Annotated in this window: 17 protein-coding genes and 1 pseudogene; 8 read left to right on the forward strand and 10 right to left on the reverse strand. The window is 44.7% G+C overall.

Going from position 1 to position 21,840, the window contains the following annotated elements; translation table 11 throughout:
• Window positions 1–451: 451 nt before the first annotated feature.
• The 3 genes from QUA57_RS02025 to QUA57_RS02035 all read left to right on the forward strand — a co-directional run bounded on the left by QUA57_RS02025 (window position 452) and on the right by QUA57_RS02035 (window position 2,996).
• Entirely contained in the window at window positions 452–604 is a 153-nt protein-coding gene (locus QUA57_RS02025; protein ID WP_242724717.1) for a hypothetical protein, read from the forward strand.
• A 142-nt stretch (window positions 605–746) separates the two neighbouring features.
• The gene (locus QUA57_RS02030) at window positions 747–1,895 is read left to right on the forward strand and encodes a JmjC domain-containing protein (protein WP_333059148.1); all 1,149 of its coding nucleotides are present in this window, start codon (window positions 747–749) and stop codon (window positions 1,893–1,895) included.
• A gap of 75 nt (window positions 1,896–1,970) precedes the next feature.
• Window positions 1,971–2,996, forward strand: a complete 1,026-nt coding sequence (locus QUA57_RS02035; RefSeq protein WP_333059150.1) for a sucrase ferredoxin — start codon at window positions 1,971–1,973, stop codon at window positions 2,994–2,996.
• Between the two features lie 95 nt (window positions 2,997–3,091).
• Here QUA57_RS02035 and QUA57_RS02040 read toward each other — a convergent pair whose 3' ends face one another.
• From QUA57_RS02040 to QUA57_RS02060, 5 genes are all read right to left on the reverse strand, one after another.
• Window positions 3,092–3,526: a GNAT family N-acetyltransferase gene (locus QUA57_RS02040; RefSeq protein WP_333059152.1), complete on the reverse strand. Its 435-nt coding sequence runs from the start codon at window positions 3,524–3,526 to the stop codon at window positions 3,092–3,094.
• A 94-nt stretch (window positions 3,527–3,620) separates the two neighbouring features.
• Window positions 3,621–4,967 carry a TldD/PmbA family protein gene (locus QUA57_RS02045; protein ID WP_333059156.1) on the reverse strand — a complete coding sequence of 449 codons (1,347 nt, stop codon included), beginning with the start codon at window positions 4,965–4,967 and terminating at the stop codon, window positions 3,621–3,623.
• A gap of 139 nt (window positions 4,968–5,106) precedes the next feature.
• On the reverse strand, window positions 5,107–6,585 hold the full coding sequence (locus QUA57_RS02050) for a TldD/PmbA family protein (RefSeq protein ID WP_333059157.1): 1,479 nt from the start codon (window positions 6,583–6,585) through the stop codon (window positions 5,107–5,109).
• A 225-nt stretch (window positions 6,586–6,810) separates the two neighbouring features.
• Window positions 6,811–8,115: an aspartate aminotransferase family protein gene (locus QUA57_RS02055; RefSeq protein WP_333059159.1), complete on the reverse strand. Its 1,305-nt coding sequence runs from the start codon at window positions 8,113–8,115 to the stop codon at window positions 6,811–6,813.
• 252 nt (window positions 8,116–8,367) lie between these two features.
• Complete coding sequence (locus QUA57_RS02060) at window positions 8,368–9,405, reverse strand: adenosine deaminase (RefSeq protein WP_333059161.1); 1,038 nt, start codon at window positions 9,403–9,405, stop codon at window positions 8,368–8,370.
• Between the two features lie 255 nt (window positions 9,406–9,660).
• Here QUA57_RS02060 and QUA57_RS02065 point away from each other — a divergent pair, with 255 nt between their 5' ends.
• From QUA57_RS02065 to QUA57_RS02085, 5 genes are all read left to right on the forward strand, one after another.
• Complete coding sequence (locus tag QUA57_RS02065; protein ID WP_333059163.1) at window positions 9,661–10,998, forward strand: adenylosuccinate synthase; 1,338 nt, start codon at window positions 9,661–9,663, stop codon at window positions 10,996–10,998.
• A gap of 193 nt (window positions 10,999–11,191) precedes the next feature.
• Complete coding sequence (locus tag QUA57_RS02070) at window positions 11,192–11,797, forward strand: 50S ribosomal protein L25/general stress protein Ctc (RefSeq protein WP_333059165.1); 606 nt, start codon at window positions 11,192–11,194, stop codon at window positions 11,795–11,797.
• Window positions 11,798–11,949: 152 nt separating this feature from the next.
• Entirely contained in the window at window positions 11,950–12,078 is a 129-nt protein-coding gene (locus QUA57_RS02075) for a hypothetical protein (protein ID WP_333250921.1), read from the forward strand.
• 184 nt (window positions 12,079–12,262) lie between these two features.
• Window positions 12,263–14,968, forward strand: coding sequence for a tetratricopeptide repeat protein (locus tag QUA57_RS02080; protein WP_333059167.1), 2,706 nt, complete (start codon window positions 12,263–12,265; stop codon window positions 14,966–14,968).
• A 95-nt stretch (window positions 14,969–15,063) separates the two neighbouring features.
• Entirely contained in the window at window positions 15,064–16,062 is a 999-nt protein-coding gene (locus QUA57_RS02085) for a DUF1698 domain-containing protein (protein ID WP_333059169.1), read from the forward strand.
• Window positions 16,063–16,104: 42 nt separating this feature from the next.
• Here the strand turns inward: QUA57_RS02085 and QUA57_RS02090 are convergent, their stop codons facing one another.
• The 5 genes and pseudogenes from QUA57_RS02090 to QUA57_RS02110 form a co-directional block, all read right to left on the reverse strand.
• Complete coding sequence (locus QUA57_RS02090) at window positions 16,105–17,325, reverse strand: glycosyltransferase family 4 protein (protein ID WP_333059171.1); 1,221 nt, start codon at window positions 17,323–17,325, stop codon at window positions 16,105–16,107.
• A gap of 43 nt (window positions 17,326–17,368) precedes the next feature.
• Window positions 17,369–18,622 carry a glycosyltransferase gene (locus QUA57_RS02095; protein WP_333059173.1) on the reverse strand — a complete coding sequence of 418 codons (1,254 nt, stop codon included), beginning with the start codon at window positions 18,620–18,622 and terminating at the stop codon, window positions 17,369–17,371.
• Between the two features lie 67 nt (window positions 18,623–18,689).
• Window positions 18,690–19,946, reverse strand: a complete 1,257-nt coding sequence (locus tag QUA57_RS02100; RefSeq protein ID WP_333059175.1) for a glycosyltransferase family 4 protein — start codon at window positions 19,944–19,946, stop codon at window positions 18,690–18,692.
• A 56-nt stretch (window positions 19,947–20,002) separates the two neighbouring features.
• Window positions 20,003–20,872: a methyltransferase domain-containing protein gene (locus QUA57_RS02105; RefSeq protein WP_333059176.1), complete on the reverse strand. Its 870-nt coding sequence runs from the start codon at window positions 20,870–20,872 to the stop codon at window positions 20,003–20,005.
• Between the two features lie 20 nt (window positions 20,873–20,892).
• Window positions 20,893–21,840, reverse strand: a pseudogene (locus QUA57_RS02110) (hypothetical protein); the annotation flags it as partial.

Genomic DNA, 21,840 nt, shown 5'->3' on the forward strand with positions numbered 1-21,840 from the left:
ATGGTTAATGGTTAATTGTTATTTGTTAATTGTTAGTGGTTACTACTGACAACTGATAACTGACCGATCACCATAGTAGCTGGTTTTAATCCTAAGTCTCAAAAAAATAATCTACCTTAAGGCAGATGCCTCGGTTCGCAAATCCTCGTTTATTAATAATAATATTCAACAAGCGATCGCATTTCCCTGCCTCTATTTATTTAGAGCGCTGACTGCGAGAACACATACGCTAAACCTTAAAACTCTTACTTTAACAGGAATTCAGCTCTCAGGCTCAACTTGCTCTCTCACTTTTGCAGATGAGTTCGCTTGTATATTATTGAAAATTTTTATTAACTACTTCACAATTTATTGACTTTATGCTAAGCTACTTAGAGCTTGAGATTGAACCCTCAACACAATTGTTAAGGAACATCTGAGCTAGATCGGTTTACTACATTTGGAGACATTTATGTCAAAGCAAATTGACGGATCGACTTTCAAACAATCCCGTGCCAGCAAAATTCAAGTTGAAGTCAAGGAAATTGCCAAGCAGGTAACAGCTAAAAACATCTCTTCTCATCTGAATGTTGATGCTGATGGTGACGATGTTAGCAACGAATAATTAAAAGCCTTTTCTGTTAGACTTCGCATCCCCAAGCAAGAAGTAATAGATTGTACTCCTTGCTTGCGGGATAACTATAGGGGCATTGCCTCGGAAAATTAATTTGTCCAATTTTTATTGAGAAAAATTGTCATAAAGAATTATGCGATCGATCGCCAACCTATTGCAACCATACAATCTCAAAGAATTTTTAGACAACAATTGGACAACCAAAGCAGTTTTGATCCCCAGCGAAGGTAAGAAAAATTTTGCACACCTATTTTCCTGGGAAAAACTAAACTACATCCTCAACTTTCACCAACTAAGATATCCCGATATTCGCTTAGCAATAGGAGGAAAAGTCCTCGATGAAAGCGCCAATGAAAACATCATCAAATCCTGCCAAGCGGGAGCCACTTTAATTATCAATGAAGTACACAAACTAATTCCAGAAATCGCTCACTTTGCTGCGGCCATCAAATCAGACTTAGGTTATGCAAATCAAGTAAATGCTTACTGTTCCTGGCCGGAAAAACAAGGATTTTCCTCCCACTACGACACCCACGAAGTTTTTATATTGCAAGTAGATGGAATCAAGCAATGGTATGTATTTGAAGACACAATTAAGTATCCGCTGAAAGATCAAAAATCCTCATCTTTTCCACCACCAGAAACCGAAGCATATTTAAGCTGTATTTTACATCCAGGGGATGTGCTTTACATACCGCGGGGACATTGGCATTATGCGGTTGCTTGCGAAGAACCATCGCTGCATTTAACATTAGGAATACATTGCAAAACCGGAATTGACTTTTTAGAATGGTGGGTTAGCGAATTGCGCGAACAATCAGATTGGCGCAAAAGTTTACCGCTACGAACAAACCCAGATTCTATCAATGCAAATGTCAACAGTTTAATTGCTGAATTGCACCGCTACGCAAACAGTAAAAATCTTGCAGATGAGTATAGCAGTTATCTGGACAGTTTAGGCAAACCTGTTGCCAAATATTCTTTGCCTCATCAAGCAGGGTTCAATATTTTTCCCTATGGTGTGCAAACCAAGTTTAAAATTTCCAAGTTTCAGCGGGTGAGAATTCACGAATTATCTGATGGTGGCGGATACAAAATAGTTGTTGCAGGTAAAGAAGTATCCCTGAGAGGAGTCACAGCTAAATTTATGGACAATTTATTTAGTACGGAGTTTTTTACTGGGGAAGATGTTATGGATTGGTTGCCGGATTATGATTGGGAAATAGATGTAGTGCCACTTTTGTCCAAGCTGGTAGTTGAAGGAATTATTTTTGTAGGTTAAAACTGGAGAAGAACATGAGTTATTATAAATGGGTTGTAAAAAGAGCCATTTCTGACACATACAATGAGTTAAACAATGATGGATAAGTTTTTTTGTGCTGATGCTTCTAAATGCGTTGAAGAGGATATTATTGGCAGCGGTAGTAATTACCAAACCTATATATTAATTGAATGTTGTTTACCGTGGGAATCTGAAGCGTTTAATACTAAACAAATTTCCCAAAATCTCAAGGATTTGGTAGAGGAAGTAGAACATTCAAAACAGAAAATCAGATTTTTGTTGATAAATAACGATCGAACCAAATGTTCAAATCAGCGCAAAGTTTTGATTTATGAGAATAAACATCGGGAACTTTTTGGCGGTTACGAAAAGCAGGAATTTAATGTAGATAGTTTTGATAAAGTAGCGACAATTATCAAAAGCTATTTAGCTGGAGAAGTCGCTGGTTGCGAAACCGACAACAAGCAAACTAGAGATATTTTAGTTTGCACTCACGGCAGTCACGATATGTGTTGTGCCAGATACGGCAATCCTTTTTATGCCCAAGCAACGGCTTTAGCTTCTGAGTTAGAATTGAATGATGTTCGCGTTTGGAGAGCCAGTCACTTTGGCGGACACCGCTTTGCACCGACTGCGATCGATTTGCCTGATGGCAGATATTACGGAAATCTCGATCGCGCGTCGTTCCAATCAATTTTAACGCGAACGGGCGATATCGAATGCTTGAATAAAGTTTATCGTGGTTGGGGAATTTTGCCAAATCCTATCCAAGTTTTGGAAAGAGAATTGCTCGTGCTTTACGGGTGGGATTGGTTTAACTACAAAGTTGCCAGCAAAATTCTCGATTTAGACACAGAAAATGATGCTTTTTTAGCTGAAATTACCTTTGAAAAAGCCGACGGTACGTACACTTATCGTGCCGATTTGGTAAAAGATGAAACAAAAACTGTTCTACTCAAAGGTTCCTGCGGTGCTAAAAAAGAGTCAGAATTTGTCAAATATTCGGTAGAAAATCTCCATTTTTACTCGACAAAAAAAGACGAGTTAAAGTTGGCAATCTCTCCTTCAGTTTCGCTGCCAAAATTGGTCGAGACTACGTGATCGGCTGTCCCGCATCTAAATTATTCTTTTTTGCGGGCGGGACACCTCACAAGAATTTCATCAAACTTGAGTGTAAAATTTAAATAGGCCGATGATTAAATCTCTAACTGCATAAATATGTGCGGGATTCCCAGGTACTCAAAGGGATTTTCTTGTTCGGAAAATCCTAGTTTTTGGTAAAATTTAATGGCATTAATGCGAGACATAAGTCTCAAAGTTTTGATATTTTTTTGCTGAGCTTTTGCTATTAATTGTTTAATCAATTTAGTGCCAATTCCCTGATTTTGAAATTCAGGAAGGACGGCAACGTAGCTGATGCTTCCTAATTTTGGGGATAATTTTCGCAGTCGGGCTGAAGCAATGATTTTGCGATCGCACATGGCAATTAAATGCAAAGCACCATCTTCGTGATTATCCCTTTCGCTACCAATCTCCATTGCTAGAGGCGATCGCAAAACCAGCCACCGCTGGTAAAACATCTCTTCTAATTCTTGTTTGTTCCTAACCGGGCGTATATCTAGTTGAGGCATTTTTATCTTGTAGGGTGCATCGCCGCCAGATTTTAGATTGAATTTGCAGATTATACCGTAGGAGGCCGACGCACCATACGGTATAATGTGCGAGTTACAAACTGTCAGTAATACTGGTGAAATTAAAAGCTTTCACCCGCACTCCGGGCACGACACTACCGCCGTAACGCTTCACCGTACTAACTGCATCTACATCGCGCAACATATCAGGTAAAACTTGATTGAAACGCAGGTTTTTAATCGGGTAAGCAATTTTGCCATCCTCAATCCAAAAAGTACCGTCGCGAGTCATTCCCGTTACTTCCAATGTTTTCGGATTAACGTAACGCACGTACCAAGCTCGACTGACGAAAATTCCTCGCTCCGTTTGAGCAACTAAATCTGCTAAACTTTGGTCGGAACCTGTCATCACGATCGGGTAATAAGCACCTTTTGCCTCTTTGCCTTTTTGTGCGGCCCAGTAGCGGGAATAAGACAAACTTTGAGGGACGCCATCTTTGATGATTTCCAAATAGTTATTGCTCAATCCGTCGCCGAAAAAAGTATTCGATCGCAGCAAAGGATGAGCCGGATCGCGCTGCACTTGCACTAACGGGCTAAAAAGTTGTTCCCCCGCGCGGTTTCCCGCTGGTTTTCCCTCTGAATCGGCGATCGACATAAACGATCGCCCCTCGTCCGCCGCCCTCGCATCCAGCCCCCAAATCACCCACGGTAGCAAGCCCGCAAAAGCAGCGCCGTCAAGGATTACCGGATAAACGCCGGGAGTGATGGGGCGGGGGTTGCGAGATGCGATCGCCCGATCGAGCACTTGTTCTGCTAATTCGGCGATCGGCAATTCGTTGATACTCCAAGCAGTGCTCTGAGCCCAGCTAGAACCGTCTTCAACGCGAGCAGTAAAGCTGAAATCCGCCTTGGTAGACTGGTTGCAGGCGCGGAGTCCGGTTGACGAGGCGATCGCGTACAGCGACGCCTCAGTGCTCAAAGTGCCCGAACCATGAGCGCCCCCCTGGGAGGATCTCGCGCAAGCTTGCTGCACCATTTCTGCCCGCGCTAGAGGCGATATAGTTGCGGTTGCTGCGTCGAATGCGGGCGATCGCAAATCGTAGGTTTGAGGCTGCAGCAGCGGCATCCATTCGGGGTCTGCCGGCGCAATTCTGGCCAATTCTTCCGATCGCTTGACTGCGGAGGCGATCGCATCTTCATCAAATTCTGTAACCGCAGCAGAGGCGCTTTTGTTGCCAAAATAGCTAGTAATGATCAGGCTAAATACAGTTTTGCTGATATTTTGACTGATTTGATTTTCCGAGAATCTCGAAAGAGATTCCTCGCCAGTAGAGAGACTGACAAATACTTCCTCTGCTTTGGATAGTTTGACTGCTTTTTCTACTACAGATAAGGCTTGGTCTTCACTTAAACTTGCGGGCGATGTTGTTACAATCATGATTAATAATTAGGCATTGCGAATTGGGCATTGCGAATTGGGCATTGCGAATTGGGTATTGCAAATTGGGCATTGCGAATTGGGCATGGTTAGCAATTAACTAATAAGTAAGAACCGATGCCCCATGCCCCATGCCCTATTACCCAATTTGAATATCCCTCACTCGCACCGGCACACAAGCATGAGTCATCTGAGCAACTTGCATCGGCTCGCCCTTTCCGCACATATTAGTACCGCACTGAACCTGCTCCGAAGCCGGCCCGATCGCATCTATTTGATTCCAGAAATCAGTAGTCATCGCCTGATAAGTTACATCCTTCAACATACCGACAACTTTACCTTTTTCCACCTTCCAAAAAGCATCGCCGCCGAATTGAAAATTGCGCCGCTGCTGGTCGATTGAATAACTACCGATACCGTCGATTAAAATCCCGTCTTCGGTATCAGCAATCATCTGTGCCAAAGTAGCAGTATGGCTGCCGCCATCCGGGCCCGGTTCCAATCCCAAATTGGGAATTCTGACCATCGGCACGCTCGACCAACTGTCAGCGTAAGCAGAACCGTTGCTGCTACCGCGTCCGAGGCGATAAGCCGTCTCTCTGTCAGTGAGATAATCAACTAAAACCCCATCCTTGACAACGTACCAATCTTGTGATTTTACGCCCTCATCATCGTAACCCATTGTACCGCGGCCCCCTGGCTGAGTGCGATCGCACTTAAAATTCACCCAAGGTGCAGCGTATTGCAGTTTATTTAACTTATCAGTAGTAGCAAAGCTCGTGCCGGCAAAATTAGATTCGTAGCCGTAAACCCGGTCTAATTCAGTTGGATGTCCTACTGATTCGTGGATTGTCAAAAACAAATTTGTCGGCTTAAGAATCAGGGATTTGCAAATACCAGCAGGGATTTTAGGAGCGCGGACTTTCTCAATAGCTTCGGCAGCAACTCTTTCAACTTGACTCAACAAATCATCGGGATTAATATGTTCGTAACCGATATTCAGGGGCGGGCGTTCGTAACTGCGACTTTGGGCATCGCCGCCCGCAATTGCCGTACAGTCAAAGCCCGGATAGCTGCGGTAGATTGTTTGTTCGATTAGCGAGCCTTCTGTGGAAGCAAAAACCTTGTCTTCGCGGCTGGACTGCAAAAAAGAATCAGCTTTTTTGATGCCTTGTGCGCCGTGTGCTAGCAGCTTCTCGTTGATAGTTAGCAGCAGTTCAGCTTTCTCAGCAACCGGTACCGAAAAAGGGTCAATGGTGATGGGAGTAATGTAGGTATCGACATATTTTTCGACAGGCACTAACCGCACCGGTTCCTTTTGAGTTAAGCGGCTGCCTTTAGCGATTTCTACAGCCAAAGCGACTATTCTTGCAACCTCTGCCGGTGTTTTGCTGTGACTGGCGGCAAACCCCCAAGCGCCGTCTAGAAGCACTCGCACGCCAAAACCGGAACTTACATTATCTGACAGTTGACTTAAAGATCGATCGCGCGCGTAAAGATTCTGCCTTCGGTAAGTGCAAAAACGCACATCACCGTACTCGCAACCTGTTTTACGAATCAAATCTACAGCCAAATTTGCTAACTCATTAGCAGAGATTTTTGCCGTTAATTGCACCATAGTTATTTGTCATTCGTCGTTAGTTATCAATTATTATAGCGCTTTTTAATTATTTGAACGAACCGCGAAGACGCAAAGAGCGCGAAGGAATAAAGAGAGAGGTTTTTCTCCTTTCCAACTAGAGTCTTTACCTGAAAACATCTACCTATCTTCTTCTTGCTCTTCCTTCGCGTCCTACCCTCCAGGAACGGCTTCGCCGAACGCGCCTTCGCGGTTCGTTAAATCCTACTCCATCTCGTGTAAAACCCCTGTCAAAATTTCCACAATGCGATCGATATGTTCCTTCTCAATAATCAACGGTGGCGACAAAGCAATAATATCACCAGTCGTGCGAATTAGCAACCCTTTTTCATAGCACTGAATAAAACAATCAAAAGCCCGTTTCCCCGGCTTCCCAGCAAGAGATTCTAACTCAATCCCGGCGACAAGTCCCAGATTCCGAACATCAATTACGTGGCGCACCCCCTTCAAAGAATGCACCGCATCTTCCCAGTAACCAGCCATCTTATCGGCTCGTTCAAACAGCCTTTCTTCCTCATAAATATCCAGCGTCGCCAAAGCAGCCGCACAAGCCAGAGGATGACCAGAATAAGTATAACCGTGAAAAAGCTCGATCGCATTTTCAGGAGCATTCATAAAAGCATCATAAATGCCTTCTTTCACAAACACCGCCCCCATCGGCACCGTACCGTTAGTTATCCCTTTCGCCGCCGTCACAATATCGGGAACCACCCCAAAATATTCCGTTGCAAAACTGGAACCTAAACGCCCGAATCCGGTAATTACCTCATCAAAAATTAGCAGAATTCCGTATTTGTCGCAAATCGCCCGCAGTCGCTCCAAATAACCTTTCGGGGGAATCAAAACCCCTGTAGAACCAGCCACTGGTTCCACAATTACCGCTGCAATATTCGACGCATCGTGCAAAGCGACAATCCGCTCCAATTCATCCGCCAAATGCGCTCCCCATTCCGGTTGTTTGCGGCTGAAAGCATTGTGTTCGAGATTGTGAGTGTGAGGCAAATGATCGACTCCCGTTAGCAAACTGCCAAAAAACTTGCGGTTTGTACCGATACCGCCGACAGAAATTCCCCCAAAACCAACGCCGTGATAGCCGCGTTCCCTACCGATCAATCTTTGGCGAGTTCCTTCACCTTTCACCCGGTGATAAGCAATCGCAATTTTTAACGCTGTTTCCACAGATTCCGAGCCAGAATTAGTAAAGAAAACGCGATCGAAATTGCCCGGAATCATCTTCACCAAACGTTCCGCCAATTCAAAAGCACCCGGATGTCCCATCTGAAAAGCCGGAGAGTAATCCAAACGCAAAACCTGCTGTTTAACTGCTTCGGCAATTGTCTCGCGGGCGTGTCCTGCATTCACGCACCACAGCCCCGCAGTACCATCTAAAATTGAGCGGTTATCATCGCTTGTAAAGTGCATATCTTTTGCCGAAACCAATATTCGCGGATTGGCTTTAAACTGTCGGTTTGCCGTGAATGGCATCCAGTAAGCGTCCATATTTGTCATCGTTTTTTTATCTTTTTATATTGATGATTCTGCCTCCAAACTATAACTTGCTACCGATCGGAGATCGCCCGACACTTATTATAATTTTACAAACATCTCTTTTAAACGAACCGCGAAGACGCAAAGAGCGCGAAGGAAGAGAAGAAAGAGGTTTTTTTCATTTCCAAGTAGAGTCTTTACCTGAAAACATCTACCTATCTTCTTCTTTGTCTTCCTTCGCGCCTTCGCGGTTCATTAAATAGATATTATTTGCTAATTAACGATCGCCTCCGCAGACTCATGCTGCAACAAACCAGTTAGCATTTTCACAGGTCGCTCCCCGTAGGGCCAGGCGAAAGCATGGCGGAAAGCAGCTTCTTGACACGCTTGCAACTGCCGAAAATCAATGATATCCAAAGTTAACAAATTCTCGTACTCGAAAGGCAGCCGCACGTTGTGCAATCCCGCGTTGTCGGTGCAAATGGCAATATCGACGCCAGCTTCAAAACATCGATCGAACACAACCTTCAATTCGCGCATATCCTGCAACGTCCCCGTTTTTAGATAGGTAGTCGGGCAAACTTCCAAGCATTGACCCCTGCGCGCGACTTCTGGCAGCAGTTCGGGATATTTTAAAGGAATTTGAATCCCGTGGCCGATACGCATCAGATAAGGCAGAAGTTCGGGATAACAACCAGACGTAGTTTCGTAGAGGTGGCCGGTAGTTTTGATGCCGATCGACCTCGCATACTGGTACAATCCGACAAACTCCTCCAAACGCTCGCCAATACAATCATCGCCCCCAGCTATATCGATCGCGCAAACATATTCTCGCATCCCGGCCGCCAAATCTACGATCGCCCGATTCACCTCATAAGGCAAACGCGAGTGCATACACAAAATTTGGCTGGTAACAATCGGACAATCGCTAATTTGACTTGCCTTGCCCACAACCTTTACAATTTCTGCCATCAAATCAATGCGTTCTGACTGTTCCAAATGTTCTGGAGTCCGCAAATAAGGCGTATAGCGCAACTCCAAATAAGCCATATTTTCAAACACGTAAGCGCCCCGCATCAACCGATAGATAAAATAAGGCAAAGTCTCAACAGTTTGAACGCTTTCTACTAGCGTGTGCAGTTCCAAATACTCATTGAGAGTATTGCGGGGACGAGTGTAAAATTCCTCAAAATCCGAGTATTTTTGAAATCGATTAACCATCTCAGCATTGTGGCGATCGAAATACCGCCACAGCACCCTAGGAACGACAGAACCGCCCAGATGGCGGTGCAACTCAGCGTGTAAAGTCATGGCAAAAAAGCCTCAATTTTCTCGATTGTAACAAAAATTAATTTGACCGAAAGCAATTGGGTCTGTTGCCCCCGGACTCGTCAGTGGATCGGCTCTCACTAATTTGCGTATCCGATCGACCTGTGAACCGATGTATCCGTGGCGTAGCCTCTCAAATCTCAAATCCAAAATCTAAAATTTAAAATTGATTGACATTTGGGACGCATTCATAGATAATCGGAGATTGTGTCAACCTGAACTGAACGCGAGAAACCCTTGGCTAACGTAGTTGTGATCGGCGCCCAGTGGGGCGATGAAGGAAAAGGCAAAATTACCGATTTGCTCAGCAAATCCGCAGATATCGTTGTCCGCTACCAAGGGGGCGTCAACGCGGGTCACACCGTGGTAGTTAACGGTCAGACTTTCAAGCTGCACTTAATTCCGTCTGGGATTCTCTACCCTGATAAAGAGTGTATTATCGGCTGCGGTACGGTCATCGACCCCAAAGTTTTAATTGCAGAGTTAGACCAGCTAGAGGCACTGAATATTTCGACGGCCTCGCTGATGATTTCGGAAACTGCTCACGTAACCATGCCCTATCATCGATTAATTGATGTAGCATCGGAAACCCAGCGGGGAAATTATAAAATCGGGACGACGGGACGCGGAATTGGCCCTACTTACGCCGACAAGTCCGAACGCACTGGCATTCGGATGCTCGATTTAATGGACTTGGAAGGGTTGCAAGAACAACTGGAATGGACGATTAATTGTAAAAATGTCCTTCTCGAAAAACTCTACAATTTGCCGCCTTTAAATCCGCAAGATGTAATTGATGAATATCGAGTTTATGCGGAACGTTTGCGACCGCACGTAGTAGATAGTTCTCTGAAAATTTATGAGGGAATTCACAAGCGGAAAAATATTCTGTTTGAAGGCGCGCAAGGCACATTATTAGACTTAGACCACGGCACTTATCCTTACGTTACTTCGAGCAATCCCATCGCTGGTGGGGCTTGTGTGGGAACAGGAGTAGGGCCGACAGCGATTGATCGCGTAATTGGCGTAGCAAAAGCTTATACAACCCGCGTCGGAGAAGGCCCCTTCCCTACCGAAATGGTAGATGGAATAGGCGCAATTTTGGGCGAGCGAGGTGCAGAATTCGGCACTACAACGGGCAGAAAACGCCGCTGCGGTTGGTTCGATGCGGTAATCGGCCGCTACGCAGTCCGCATCAACGGCCTTGACTGTCTGGCAATTACCAAACTAGATGTTTTGGATGAATTAGAAGAAATAAAAGTTTGCGTTGCTTACGAAATTGACGGCGAAAGATGTGTTGATTTCCCGAAAAGTTCCCGGATCTTTGCTCGCTGCAAACCTATTTACGAAACTCTTCCCGGTTGGAAACAATCTACGGAAGAGTGCCGGAATTTGGAAGATTTACCGCCGCAAGCATTGGATTATCTAAAGTTTTTGGCAGACTTGATGGAAGTGCCGATCGCAATTGTTTCTCTCGGTGCCAGCCGCGACCAAACTATTATTGTAGAAGACCCGATTCACGGCCCGAAACGCGCTTTGCTTTCAGCAGACGGTCATCCCGCCAAACCATTTTAGGTTTGAGATTTTAGATTGGGAAATATTGATGGGGAGATTGGGTGAGTTGAAGAGACCGAGATTCGGAGAATAGCCAAATTCCCAATTCCCAATTCCCAGTTATTATTATCAAATATTCAGCGAATTTAATTAACTTCGATCGCTGTAGCATAAATTTGATAAAATGTAAAAACAATCAACAGAAAGTCATAAAATGGAACTCGCAGTAGAATGTCAAAAGCGGGCAGAAGGCAGCAAACCTAACGCCCTCCGCCGCTCTGGATTGATTCCCGCCGTCCTCTACGGCCACAAAGGCTCTGAATCTATTTCCCTTACCATCAAAGCCAAAACAGTTGAACACCTGCTCAAAAAGCACGTAGTCAACAATACCCTAATTGATCTCAGCATTCCCGACCTCTCTTGGAGCGGAAAAACCTTGCTGCGTGAAGTTCAAGTTCATCCTTGGAAGGGCTATCCTTACCACCTGAGCTTTTTCTCCGTGGCAACTCAAGACTCCCTGGAAGTTGAAGTGTCGCTGAATTTTGTCGGCGAAGCTGTCGGCGTCAAGTTAGAAGGCGGCATCTTGGATACCGTGCTGACGCAACTGGCAGTTAAGTGCAAACCTGACAGCATTCCTGAAGCAATTGAAGTAGATATTTCTAATTTAAAGTTAGGGGATGCGCTGCACATTCACGAATTAGTTTTGCCTGCGGGAGTGGTAGCTCTCGGCGAACCAGATCAGGTGGTTGTTACCGTGCTGGGAATTCAAGCAGGTTCTGAAGCAGAAGACGCAGAAGAAGACGCAGCCGCAGCAGCTTAATTAGTAATTGCTAATAGTTGTTAACTAATGGTTGAAAAAAAGGGCGATCGCTTTCTCGCAAAAGGGCGATCGTTTTTTGCTAAAAAGGCTATTCTCGTTTGGGTTGGAGCGCCGATTTTGGGCAGTTTGTAATATTTTTTAGGTGGACTCCCTTGCCCAGTCCACAACAAAGCCTCCCACAAGCAAGAACCGGCATTGTTTACTTTGCTTTACAAAACGGGCGATCGCCAGAAGCTACAAAAGTCGCGACGGGCGCGCAAATCTGCCAGAAACCGTACTGATTCTTACATATTTAGCCGTAAAATCAAAAAATCAGCCGAGAATCCCGGTTCCTCGCCAGCAGCGGGAATCAAAAAAATTAAGAATTAGGGGAACAAGCCCGCTACTCTTAGTGTCAAACGCGAGTATAATTGTGAAACGTTTAGACTACCTTATTTAATTCCTGCCTCTGGAGCCGCCGCCCATATGCCATCAACAGTGAATACAGAATCAACAGCGGTTCAATTTAACCAACAGGGAGAAACATACTTATCCCAAGGAAAAATAGAAGAAGCGATCGCATCCTGCGAGCAAGCTTTGAAGATTCACCCCAATTTTGCACCAGCTTACAAGACTTTGGGCAACGCGCTGCAAGCTCAAGGCAGGATGGAAGAGGCGCGGCACTGGTACGCTAAAGCGATTGAAATAGAACCGAATTTTGCGGAAGTATACGCGAATTTGGGTAGCCTGGGCGCGCAGCAGCAAAAATGGCAGGAGGCGATCGGATTTTATCAAAAGGCGATCGCGATTAAGCCGAATTTCGCGGGAGTGTACCGGAATTTAGCAAAAGTATTCGGACAAATTAGCAAACCGGAAGAAGCCCAGCAGTGCTGGTATCAAGCATTTAGTTTGGAACCGGAAAAAGTAGCGCCTGGGGAACACTTGAATATGGGCGACGCTTTTTTTCGGCAGGAAAAATACCCCGAAGCGATCGCCTGTTACGATCACGCCATAAAATTAAATCCTAATGTGGCGACAGCTTACCAAAATTTGGGCGAAGCGCTAAAAAAACAAGGCAAGTTAGAGGAAGCGACAGCATATTATCGCAAAGCTATTGAACTGAACGCAGCTAATGCGAGAAATGGCAGCGAGGGACAGCAAACTTTGGCGGGTGCAACTGCGAAAAACGGTGCAGTTAAGCAGCCGCCTGCAGCAACCGCAGTTAAGCAGCCAGTGCAGCAGCCAGTGCAGCAGCCAGTGCAGCAGCAGCCAGTTAATTCTACAATTAATATAGAAGATCCAGAAGCATACAAAATATTGGCAGAAGGCTATTTTGCTCAGGGTAAATTGGAACAGGCGATCGCAGCTTGCAAAAAGGCGCTGCAAATTAAGCCGGAAGCGCCACTTTACAAAATGCTGGGCAACGCCCTGCAAGCTGGCGGAAAAATTGATGAAGCTAAAAGTTGCTATGTCAAAGCAATAGAAATTAACCCAAATTTTGCCGAAGCATACGCTAATTACGGCAGCATTTGCGCGCAGCAAGAACAGTGGCAGCAAGCCGTTTCTGCTTACGAAAAGGCGATCGCCCTGAAACCTGATTTTGCAGGTGCTTTCCGCAATTTTGCGAAACTGTTAAGTCAGTTAGGCAAGTCCGAGGAGGCGGCTGAGGCTTGGTATCGAGCATTTGCGATCGACCCCAAATCAGGCACGGCTGAGGAACACGAAAATTTAGCCAAAACTTTGATCGAGCAAGGTAAGGTAGAGAAGGGAATTGAGTGTTACCGGCGCGCGGTTGAGTTGAACCCAAATGCAGGCGCAGCTTATCACGAATTGGGCGAAATTCTTAAGGGTCAAGAACAGTGGGAAGCGGCGGTAGATGCTTACACTAATGCTATTAGAAACAATCCTGCTCTTTCTTGGTCGCACAACAATTTAGCTGAGTCGCTGGTTAAGTTGGAACGGTGGGAAGAAGCTGTAAATGCTTACCGCAAGGCGATCGAATTAAATCCAGATTTTAGCTGGTCTCACAACAATTTAGCCGATGTGTTGCTGAAGTTGGAACGGTGGGAAGAAGCTGTAAATGCTTACCGCAAAGCAACAGAATTAAATCCAGATTTCAGTTGGTCGCACAACTATTTAGCAGACGCACTGATTAAACTGGGAAGGTGGGAAGAGGCAATTTCGGCTTACCAAAGGTCGATAGAACTCAATCCCGACCATTTTTGGGCGCACAACAATTTAGCAGAAGCGCTGGTGAATTTGGAACGTTGGGATGAGGCAGTTGTTGCCTACCGGCGTGCTAACGAACTCAATCCGAATTTCTTCTGGTCGCAGAGCAAATTGGGCGACGCGCTGCTAGAAATGGAAAGGTGGGAGGAAGCGATCGATGTTTACCGACGCGCGGCCGAGTTGAATCCTGATTTTCCGTGGACTTATTACAACATGGGGACGGCTTTTGAGAAGCTGGAACGGTGGGATGAGTCGATCGCCGCTTACCGCCGCGCTGCGGAAATTCAGGCGGATTTGCCGTGGCTTTCGCAAAAGTTGGCGGATGCTTTGAGGATGCGATCGCAGTGGGATTTGAAGGAGGCGATGCGTTTGTACCGGCGGGCGATTCAGGATAATCGTGATGACGTGCAGTTGTATCACAAGGCCCTGGAGATTGCGCCGAATGATGCTGACCTTTATGTTGAGTTGGCTGATGCTTTGGTGCGGCACAGTTGGCCGGATGGGGCGATCGTCTTTTATCAGATGGCGTTGCAGGTAAATCCCGAATGCGGTGAGGCGCACTTGCAGTTGGGGTTGATATTCGCGCAAAAGAATGATATGGATCGGGCGATCGCTTGTTACCGCCGCGCTATTGATGTTCAACCAAATGAGTATAAACCTTACCAATTGTTAGGCGATGCTTTGAGTGCAAAAGGTCAGCGGGTGGAAGCGATGAACTGTTACCGTCGCGCGATCGAGTTAAAACCTGACGATCCCTATATCCATAACAATTTAGGGGATATGCTGCGACCTCTAGGAGATTTGGAGGGGGCGATCGCTTGTTATCGCCGCGCGATCGAACTTAAGCCTGATTTCTCTTGGTTCCACTATAATTTGGGTGAAGTTTTGACTAAGAAAGGGCAAATTGATGAAGCGAGTTCTTGTTACCGTCACGCCTTAGAGTTAGAACCCAAGATTTTCTAATTTTCCCTGCAATTAAGCCTGTATTTGGTAATTTAATACAGGCTAATAGAGCCTACTTGCCTTAAAATAATATGAACGAGATTAGAGGAACTACCATGAACCCTGAAGCAACTAAACGCTTGGAAGAATCCATCCAAAAGACTTTATCCACTCATGCGAAAAACGACAAAAGTTATCTCTGGATGGCCTATTGGGTAATCTTTGAACGCGAAGCTGATCCTGATGGATTAGAAGGTTGGTTAAATGAACTAAAGTTAGGTTTGAGCCGAGCCAGTGTTATAAAAAAGATGCTTGAGGCCCATGAATTTCAGGAGCGCCTTCCAGAGGAAGAGAGGGGCAGCCAATTAATGACAAGCTTCACAATGCCCAATAGGGAAATGGTGAAAGAATTTATTCCACCTGCTGATGATTTTCCTGTAATTCCCCTGAGCATAGATGAGTTGAAAGAACAAGTAGCAAGTAAACATTGGTTTCATCAGATCGATCTTGGGAACGGAATAATCACACCTGGACAGGATGATAGCGCGGAGAAGCTACTTAGGATAAAAATGCCTGAAAAGCTAGATGGAAGGACTGTGCTTGACATAGGTACTTGGAATGGTTTTTTCTCATTTGAAGCAGAGCGTCGCGGTGCTAGTCGCGTTCTCGCAACGGATTCGTATGCGTGGCATAGCTGGGATGGGAAATCGGGATTCGATCTAGCACGGAGAGCTCTCAATTCAAAAGTACAAGCTCTGGAAATAGATATACTAGATCTTTCTCCAGATAAAATTGGGACTTTTGACTTAGTTCTGTGCCTGGGCGTACTTTACCATATGCGTCACCCCCTGCTCTCTTTAGAGAAAGTTTTTAGCGTCACTGGAAATCAACTGATATTGGAAACAACGGTTGAACTCTTTTCAGAAGACAGACCGGCTATGGTGTTTTATCCCGGTACAGAATTTGCTAACGATCCCACTAATTGGTGTGGGGCAAATCCAGCAGCCGTGATAGCCATGCTGAAAGTTGCCGGATTTAGCAAAGTCGAATTAGTGAGCTTAGTAGATTTCCCTATTCCGCAAACGGCGCGAGCAACTTTTCATGCTTGGAGATAATTTCACTTTAGGAAAGAAACTCTTAAAAACCATGTTTCCTTCCTAAGTGCGAGGGTGCGGAACTGGAAATTTTGCTCGATCTAATTCTTGTTGAGCAAGCAGCGCTGCTTGCTTCCAAGCTTGAGCTTGCGATTCAAACAACTTTTTCTCTTCTATTGTCCTCATAATATATTCCAGGCGATGTCTAATTTTTTGACCAATAACCTCTGGGTTGAATAAAGACCTAATCTCCTTAGCTGCTCTCGCTCCTACTTGCTGTGCTTGCGGATAATTTTCAAAAACATACTGCATGAGCGAAGCTGTATGATCGATATCCGGCTCAGCCCAGATACTACCTTTTGGGTAAAGTCCGTAAGCTTCAGTCGTTGCCACTAGATCGTACTTTACCAAAAAACTATTGCCGACATTCATAAAATCGGTATTGGATGAATAAGCCGTAGCTATGACTGGCTTGCCGTAATACATTGCCTCCGCCATAGTCAAACCAAAACCCTCAGCCCGATGTAGCGATACATAGCAGTTACAATTATCTACTAAGCCATGAACCTCTTCCTTGCTCAAATGCCCTTCGATAAGTTGAATAGATGGCCAGTCTTCTGTTATGGCTTTTAGTTGAGCGTACTGATTTTGATAATAATGATGAGGTCGAAACTTAATAATCAGTAAAACATCTTCATTAGACTTCCCAAAAGCTTTTTTAAACGCCTCAATGGTAGCAAAAGGATTTTTTCGCTCAAAACCGCTACCCATGTCGAACATGAACAGAAAAATAAATTTGTCTTTGGGTAATCCTAAAGCTTCTCGATCCAACTCATTGGGCGGTAAATCAATGCTAGGAGGTAATTTGACAACGGGAAGAGGCGAGACATCGGAAATCGTTTCAGCAGTGTAATTACTGTAAGTCCACACCTCATCAAATCGATTAAAAGCTCCCATAAAAAAATCAGGAAATACCGGAAGTTCCCAAATCCAAAAACCAATATTATAGCGATTATTAAAATATTCCGGATCGATAGAATTCAACAATGATTCGTGGGGGTTGGTATGGACGATATTAATGGGATAAGAATGATCGCTCGAAAAATTGGTGTATGTAGAATCTAAGTTGCGTTGCGAATCTTCTTTCAGATCCTTGATTGTGAAAGGAATGTTAGCTGCTTCTATCGCTCTGATAGTACCTCGCACACCCCCGCCCAAACCAAACTCGCCACTCACATGACCGATAATATTAACTCCAAACTTAAAATTTGTGTTATTGAACATGATTGAACTCCTAATCAAAAATATTTACAGTAAATCAAATTTGTCAAGTATTAGCAAGCCTTTGGTATTGCGCTACTTCAGATTGAACTTGCTGTGTTGTCTGGCGCCAAACTTGGATTTGGGAGTGAGCCAAAGCCGTCTCTTGCTGCATCTGATGGATACGAGTTGACCAGTTTGTAGATTGGTTCATTCTGTTTCTAATGATTTCCAACCGATTTTTGATTTTGATGCCTTGAAGTTTAGGACTCAGTAAAGACTTGATTTCTTGAGCTGCTCTTGCTCCTACTTGCTGGGATGCTTGGGGATTTTCAACAACATACTGCATTAATGATGCTGCATGCTCGATACTGGGATCTGCCCAGTAATTGCCTTTAAAGTAAGGCCCATAATCTTCGGTCAGCGTCACTATGTCATATTTTACTGGAAAACTATTGCCGACATTCATAAATTCCATATTAGATGAGTAGCCAGTCGCGATTACGGGTTTGCCGTAGTACATCGCTTCCGCCATTGTCAAACCAAAACCTTCGGCCCTGTGCAGGGAAACATAGCAGTCGCAATTGGCAACTAAAGCATGAAGTTCTTCTCTCTTTAAATGCCCATCTATAAAGTGAACAGGCCAGCCTGCTGCTTGCGCTTTGAGTTGGTCTCGTTCTTTGGGGAAAAAGTTGCCATTAGAAAACTTGAGTACCAGTAAGACATCTTCATTCGATTGAGCAAAAGCTCGCTTAAATGCCTCCAAAGTAGCAAAGGGATTTTTGCGACCTATGGTACTGTGGAAGTCAAACATGAACAAAAAAATAAATTTGTCTTGGGGTAATCCTAATTGTTCTCTATCAAATGACGGTTCGGGAAATTCAAGGCTGGACATCATCTTAATCACAGGGACGGGGGATACGGGCGCGATCGCTTCAGCGCAGTAATTGCTATAAGTCCATATCTCGTCAAATAAAGAAAAAGCGTACAGCCACCCTGGAGGAAATAGCGGCAGTTCCCACGCCCAGAAGCCAATATTGTATCGACCTTTAAAGCATTCGCGATCGACCATGTTGAAAACAACGGGTTCTGGCAGAGTATGAATCAGGTTAATGGGATAGGGATTTTGCTCGGAAAAACTTGTGTAGCTGTTGTCTAAATTTCGATGCCAATCTACTTTAATATCTTTGAGTGCAAAGGGAATTCCAGCCGCTTCGATCGCTCTGAGAGTGGCCCTCGAACCTTCTCCCAGACCATATTCACCGCTCAGGTGTCCAATAAAATTGATGCCGAAATTAGAATCTATTGTTTGATTGAACATTGTTCGTCTTTTACTTATGAAATATCTAGAATAAATACTTGACAACTAAGTGCTATTGCGGTTGAAATTAAGAGTATTTTGCTAACTCTTTCTGTACCTGTAATGCTGTCTGCCTCCAAGCTTGGGCTTGACGAGCCAATAGATCTCTTTCTGTCTGAAGTTCATGGAACCGATTTGACAACTGGGTATGATTTAGATGTGCCCTGATAAATTCAAGGCGATTTTTTATTTTTATACCTACAGCTTGAGGGTTTAATAAAGCTCTGATTTCCTTGGCTGCTATTTTTCCTGTTTTCTGAGCTTCCTGATAATTCTCAAATACACACTGCATGAGAGACGCAGCATGATCGATATCTGGTTCCGCCCAGACACTGCCTTTGGGGTAAGCTCCATAATCTTCCGTTGTTGTCACCAGCTCGTATTTGACAGGAAAACTATTGCCAACATTCATAAATTCCATATTAGATGAATAGGCTGTGGCAATAACTGGCTTGCCGTAGTACATAGCTTCAGACATTGTTAAACCGAAGCCCTCAGCCCTATGCAAAGACACATAACAGTCACAACTATTAACCAAAGCATGAATCTCTTCTTTTTGCAAATGTCCGTCTATAAACTGAAGAGATGACCAACCCTCAGCCAAATCCATTAGTTCCTGTCGCCGTTGCGGAAAAAGATGAGCATTGGCAAACTTGAGAACGAGTAAAACATCTGGATTAGATTTACCAAAAGCTCGTTTAAATGCCTCAACGGTGGCAAAGGGATTTTTCCGTTCAAAGGAACTGCCAAAGTCAAACATGAATAGAAAAATAAATTTATCTTTGGGTAAGTTGAGGTTCTCTCTTGTTAATAATGGTTGCGGGAAGGCGAGGCTAACAGGAATTTTGAGTACAGGAACTTGGGAGACGGCAGAAAATGCTTCTGCACAAAAGTTACTGGTAGTCCAAATTTCATCAAATAAATCAAAGGCCCACTGCCATTCAGAGGGAAATACGGGCAGTTCCCATAACCAGACACCTATATTGTATTTGCCTTTGAAATATTCAGAATTAATGCCGGGAAAGTATCCTGCTAAAATCTGCTCAACCCAATTGGGGTTGGTTTGGATAATGTTTATTGGATATGGATTGTCGTCGGAAAATTTTTTGTAGCTGGTATCGGAGTTGGGTAGCCAATCTATTTTCAGATCCTTAGCTGCAAAGGGAATTCTGGCTGCTTCTAGGGCTCTGAGATTTCCTCTAGCCGCTTCCGCTAGCCCAAAATCTCCGGTTATATGACCGGCTAAATTTACACCCAAAGAATTATTTAGTTGATGATTTAACATTCGTCTTGGTTTTGGCTGAGTAGAAATGTCTGAATATGATTGAAAAACGATTTAATCTATGAACCCTTTTGAATGAGCAGCCCCAAGGATGTTGTGACATATTGTTCCAACTGAAGCTTTAAGTGTATCCCCGACCAGGGCGGTACGTCTATGTGACGATCAAAGGGCCCGCTTCCAGTGTTGTAGTTGAGGACTATTTCGTGTCCTTGGCTTGTCAAATCTGCTGCGAGTCGGTCGATGTCCTGCCGTCGAAACAGTACAGTCTGTTGGTGGTCGATCGTCGCGTCATTAGAAAAAACGTTGAATTCGGTGGTGTGTACTGCTATTCCGCCCGGACGCAGGCACTTAAGGCTGTTTTTGACGAATTGCAGCCCCAGTTCGATCGAGCCGACGTGCTCGAAAGCGCAAGACGAATAGACAAAATCGAAGCCGACCAAATCAGGATCTATTTTATTCATGTCCGCTATCCGGTACTTTACCAGTGCCGAAAAGCGATTAGGGGGGCAAATGCCGCGATCGTTAAGTGCCTCTAGCGTGGCTGCATATTGACCGGTACCTGCCCATCCCTGCTTAGTGGCCTCCTCTGAATCTAAGTCTGTGGCCACCACTTGACAGCCTCGCGCAGCCATTACAGCTACTAACGGTTCCTGGCCGACACCAAAACCTAGTCCGCGCCTGCCTGGTGACATCATGCCCGTCTCTGACAGGCACTGGAGGATATAGGCGTACTCCCACAGTTTTCGATGAAAGATTGGCTCGTGTGGGAGACGAGTTTCCTGACACCAATAGTAGAATGCATCCGATCGACACTGGGCCTCGGTGGCCATTTGCGAGACTGGATTTGTGAGGCTTGGCTCGTCATTAACAATCAATGGCTGATGCTTAATGATAGTTTTCTCAATATTGAGACCCGATTTTGTCATCATAGCTTGCTTGCAATCTCTTACTAATGGATGGTTAGCGCAGTTTTGCCATTAATGCTACGACGCATCAATTCTTTCCATTCTGCTGAGTTAACTAAGGTATTGGTATCGAGGATCTCTCCTTTTTCTGACGAAAATCTAGCAAAATTTTCTAACCAGTTCAAAACTGTTTCTGTTGTTGAAAAAGGCGTGCACTTCAAGGATTCTTTAAGAAAGTTAGCCATCCCCGCCCTATCGCCTTTGCAATAAGCGTACCACCCCTCCCACAATAAGTCTTTGTACTGCATCTGACTTTTGACCTCAGTTTCTCTAACCCTAGCTTGCGAAAACTTTAATCTTTCCAATTCACTCTGAGTCTGATGGAGTTGTAACTGGGATTGTTCCAATTGACTCTGAGTCTGATGGAGTTGTAACTGGAATTGTTCTAATTCACTCTGAGTTTGGTGCTGGAGTGCTTGGAATTGTTCCAATTCACTCTGAGTTTGGTGCTGGAGTGCTTGGAATTGTTCCAATTCACTCTGAGTTTGGTGCAGTTGTAACTGGAATTGTTCCAATTCACTCTGAGTTTGGTGCAGTTGTAACTGGAATTGTTCCAATTCGCTCTGAGTTTGGTGCAGTTGTAACTGGGATTGTTCCAATTCACTCTGAGTTTGGTGCCGTTGTAACTGGGATTGTTCCAATTCACTCTGAGTTTGATGCTGGATTGCTTGGGATTGTTCCAATTCACTCTGAGTCTGATGGAGTTGTAACTGGGATTGTTCCAATTCACTCTGAGTTTGATGGAGTTGTAACTGGGATTGTTCCAATTCACTCTGAGTTTGATGGAGTTGTAACTGGGATTGTCCCAATTCGCTCTGAGTCTGGTGCTGGATTGCTTGGGATTGTTCCAATTCACTCTGAGTCTGGTGCTGGATTGCTTGGGATTGTTCCAATTCACTCTGAGTCTGATGGAGTTGTAACTGGGATTGTTC

It is taken from the genome of Microcoleus sp. Pol7_B2 (genome assembly GCF_036701035.1).
Classification (GTDB): Bacteria; Cyanobacteriota; Cyanobacteriia; order Cyanobacteriales; family Microcoleaceae; genus Microcoleus.

Excerpts from the sequence above, each read along its gene's own strand:
- QUA57_RS02025 (WP_242724717.1), top strand. The coding sequence starts at position 452 with ATGTCAAAGCAAATTGACGGATCGACTTTCAAACAATCCCGTGCCAGC.
- QUA57_RS02030 (WP_333059148.1), top strand. The coding sequence starts at position 747 with ATGCGATCGATCGCCAACCTATTGCAACCATACAATCTCAAAGAATTT.
- QUA57_RS02035 (WP_333059150.1), top strand. The coding sequence starts at position 1,971 with ATGATGGATAAGTTTTTTTGTGCTGATGCTTCTAAATGCGTTGAAGAG.
- QUA57_RS02040 (WP_333059152.1), bottom strand. The coding sequence starts at position 3,526 with ATGCCTCAACTAGATATACGCCCGGTTAGGAACAAACAAGAATTAGAA.
- QUA57_RS02045 (WP_333059156.1), bottom strand. The coding sequence starts at position 4,967 with ATGATTGTAACAACATCGCCCGCAAGTTTAAGTGAAGACCAAGCCTTA.
- QUA57_RS02050 (WP_333059157.1), bottom strand. The coding sequence starts at position 6,585 with ATGGTGCAATTAACGGCAAAAATCTCTGCTAATGAGTTAGCAAATTTG.
- QUA57_RS02055 (WP_333059159.1), bottom strand. The coding sequence starts at position 8,115 with ATGACAAATATGGACGCTTACTGGATGCCATTCACGGCAAACCGACAG.
- QUA57_RS02060 (WP_333059161.1), bottom strand. The coding sequence starts at position 9,405 with ATGACTTTACACGCTGAGTTGCACCGCCATCTGGGCGGTTCTGTCGTT.
- QUA57_RS02070 (WP_333059165.1), top strand. The coding sequence starts at position 11,192 with ATGGAACTCGCAGTAGAATGTCAAAAGCGGGCAGAAGGCAGCAAACCT.
- QUA57_RS02080 (WP_333059167.1), top strand. The coding sequence starts at position 12,263 with ATGCCATCAACAGTGAATACAGAATCAACAGCGGTTCAATTTAACCAA.
- QUA57_RS02085 (WP_333059169.1), top strand. The coding sequence starts at position 15,064 with ATGAACCCTGAAGCAACTAAACGCTTGGAAGAATCCATCCAAAAGACT.
- QUA57_RS02090 (WP_333059171.1), bottom strand. The coding sequence starts at position 17,325 with ATGTTCAATAACACAAATTTTAAGTTTGGAGTTAATATTATCGGTCAT.
- QUA57_RS02095 (WP_333059173.1), bottom strand. The coding sequence starts at position 18,622 with ATGTTCAATCAAACAATAGATTCTAATTTCGGCATCAATTTTATTGGA.
- QUA57_RS02100 (WP_333059175.1), bottom strand. The coding sequence starts at position 19,946 with ATGTTAAATCATCAACTAAATAATTCTTTGGGTGTAAATTTAGCCGGT.
- QUA57_RS02105 (WP_333059176.1), bottom strand. The coding sequence starts at position 20,872 with ATGATGACAAAATCGGGTCTCAATATTGAGAAAACTATCATTAAGCAT.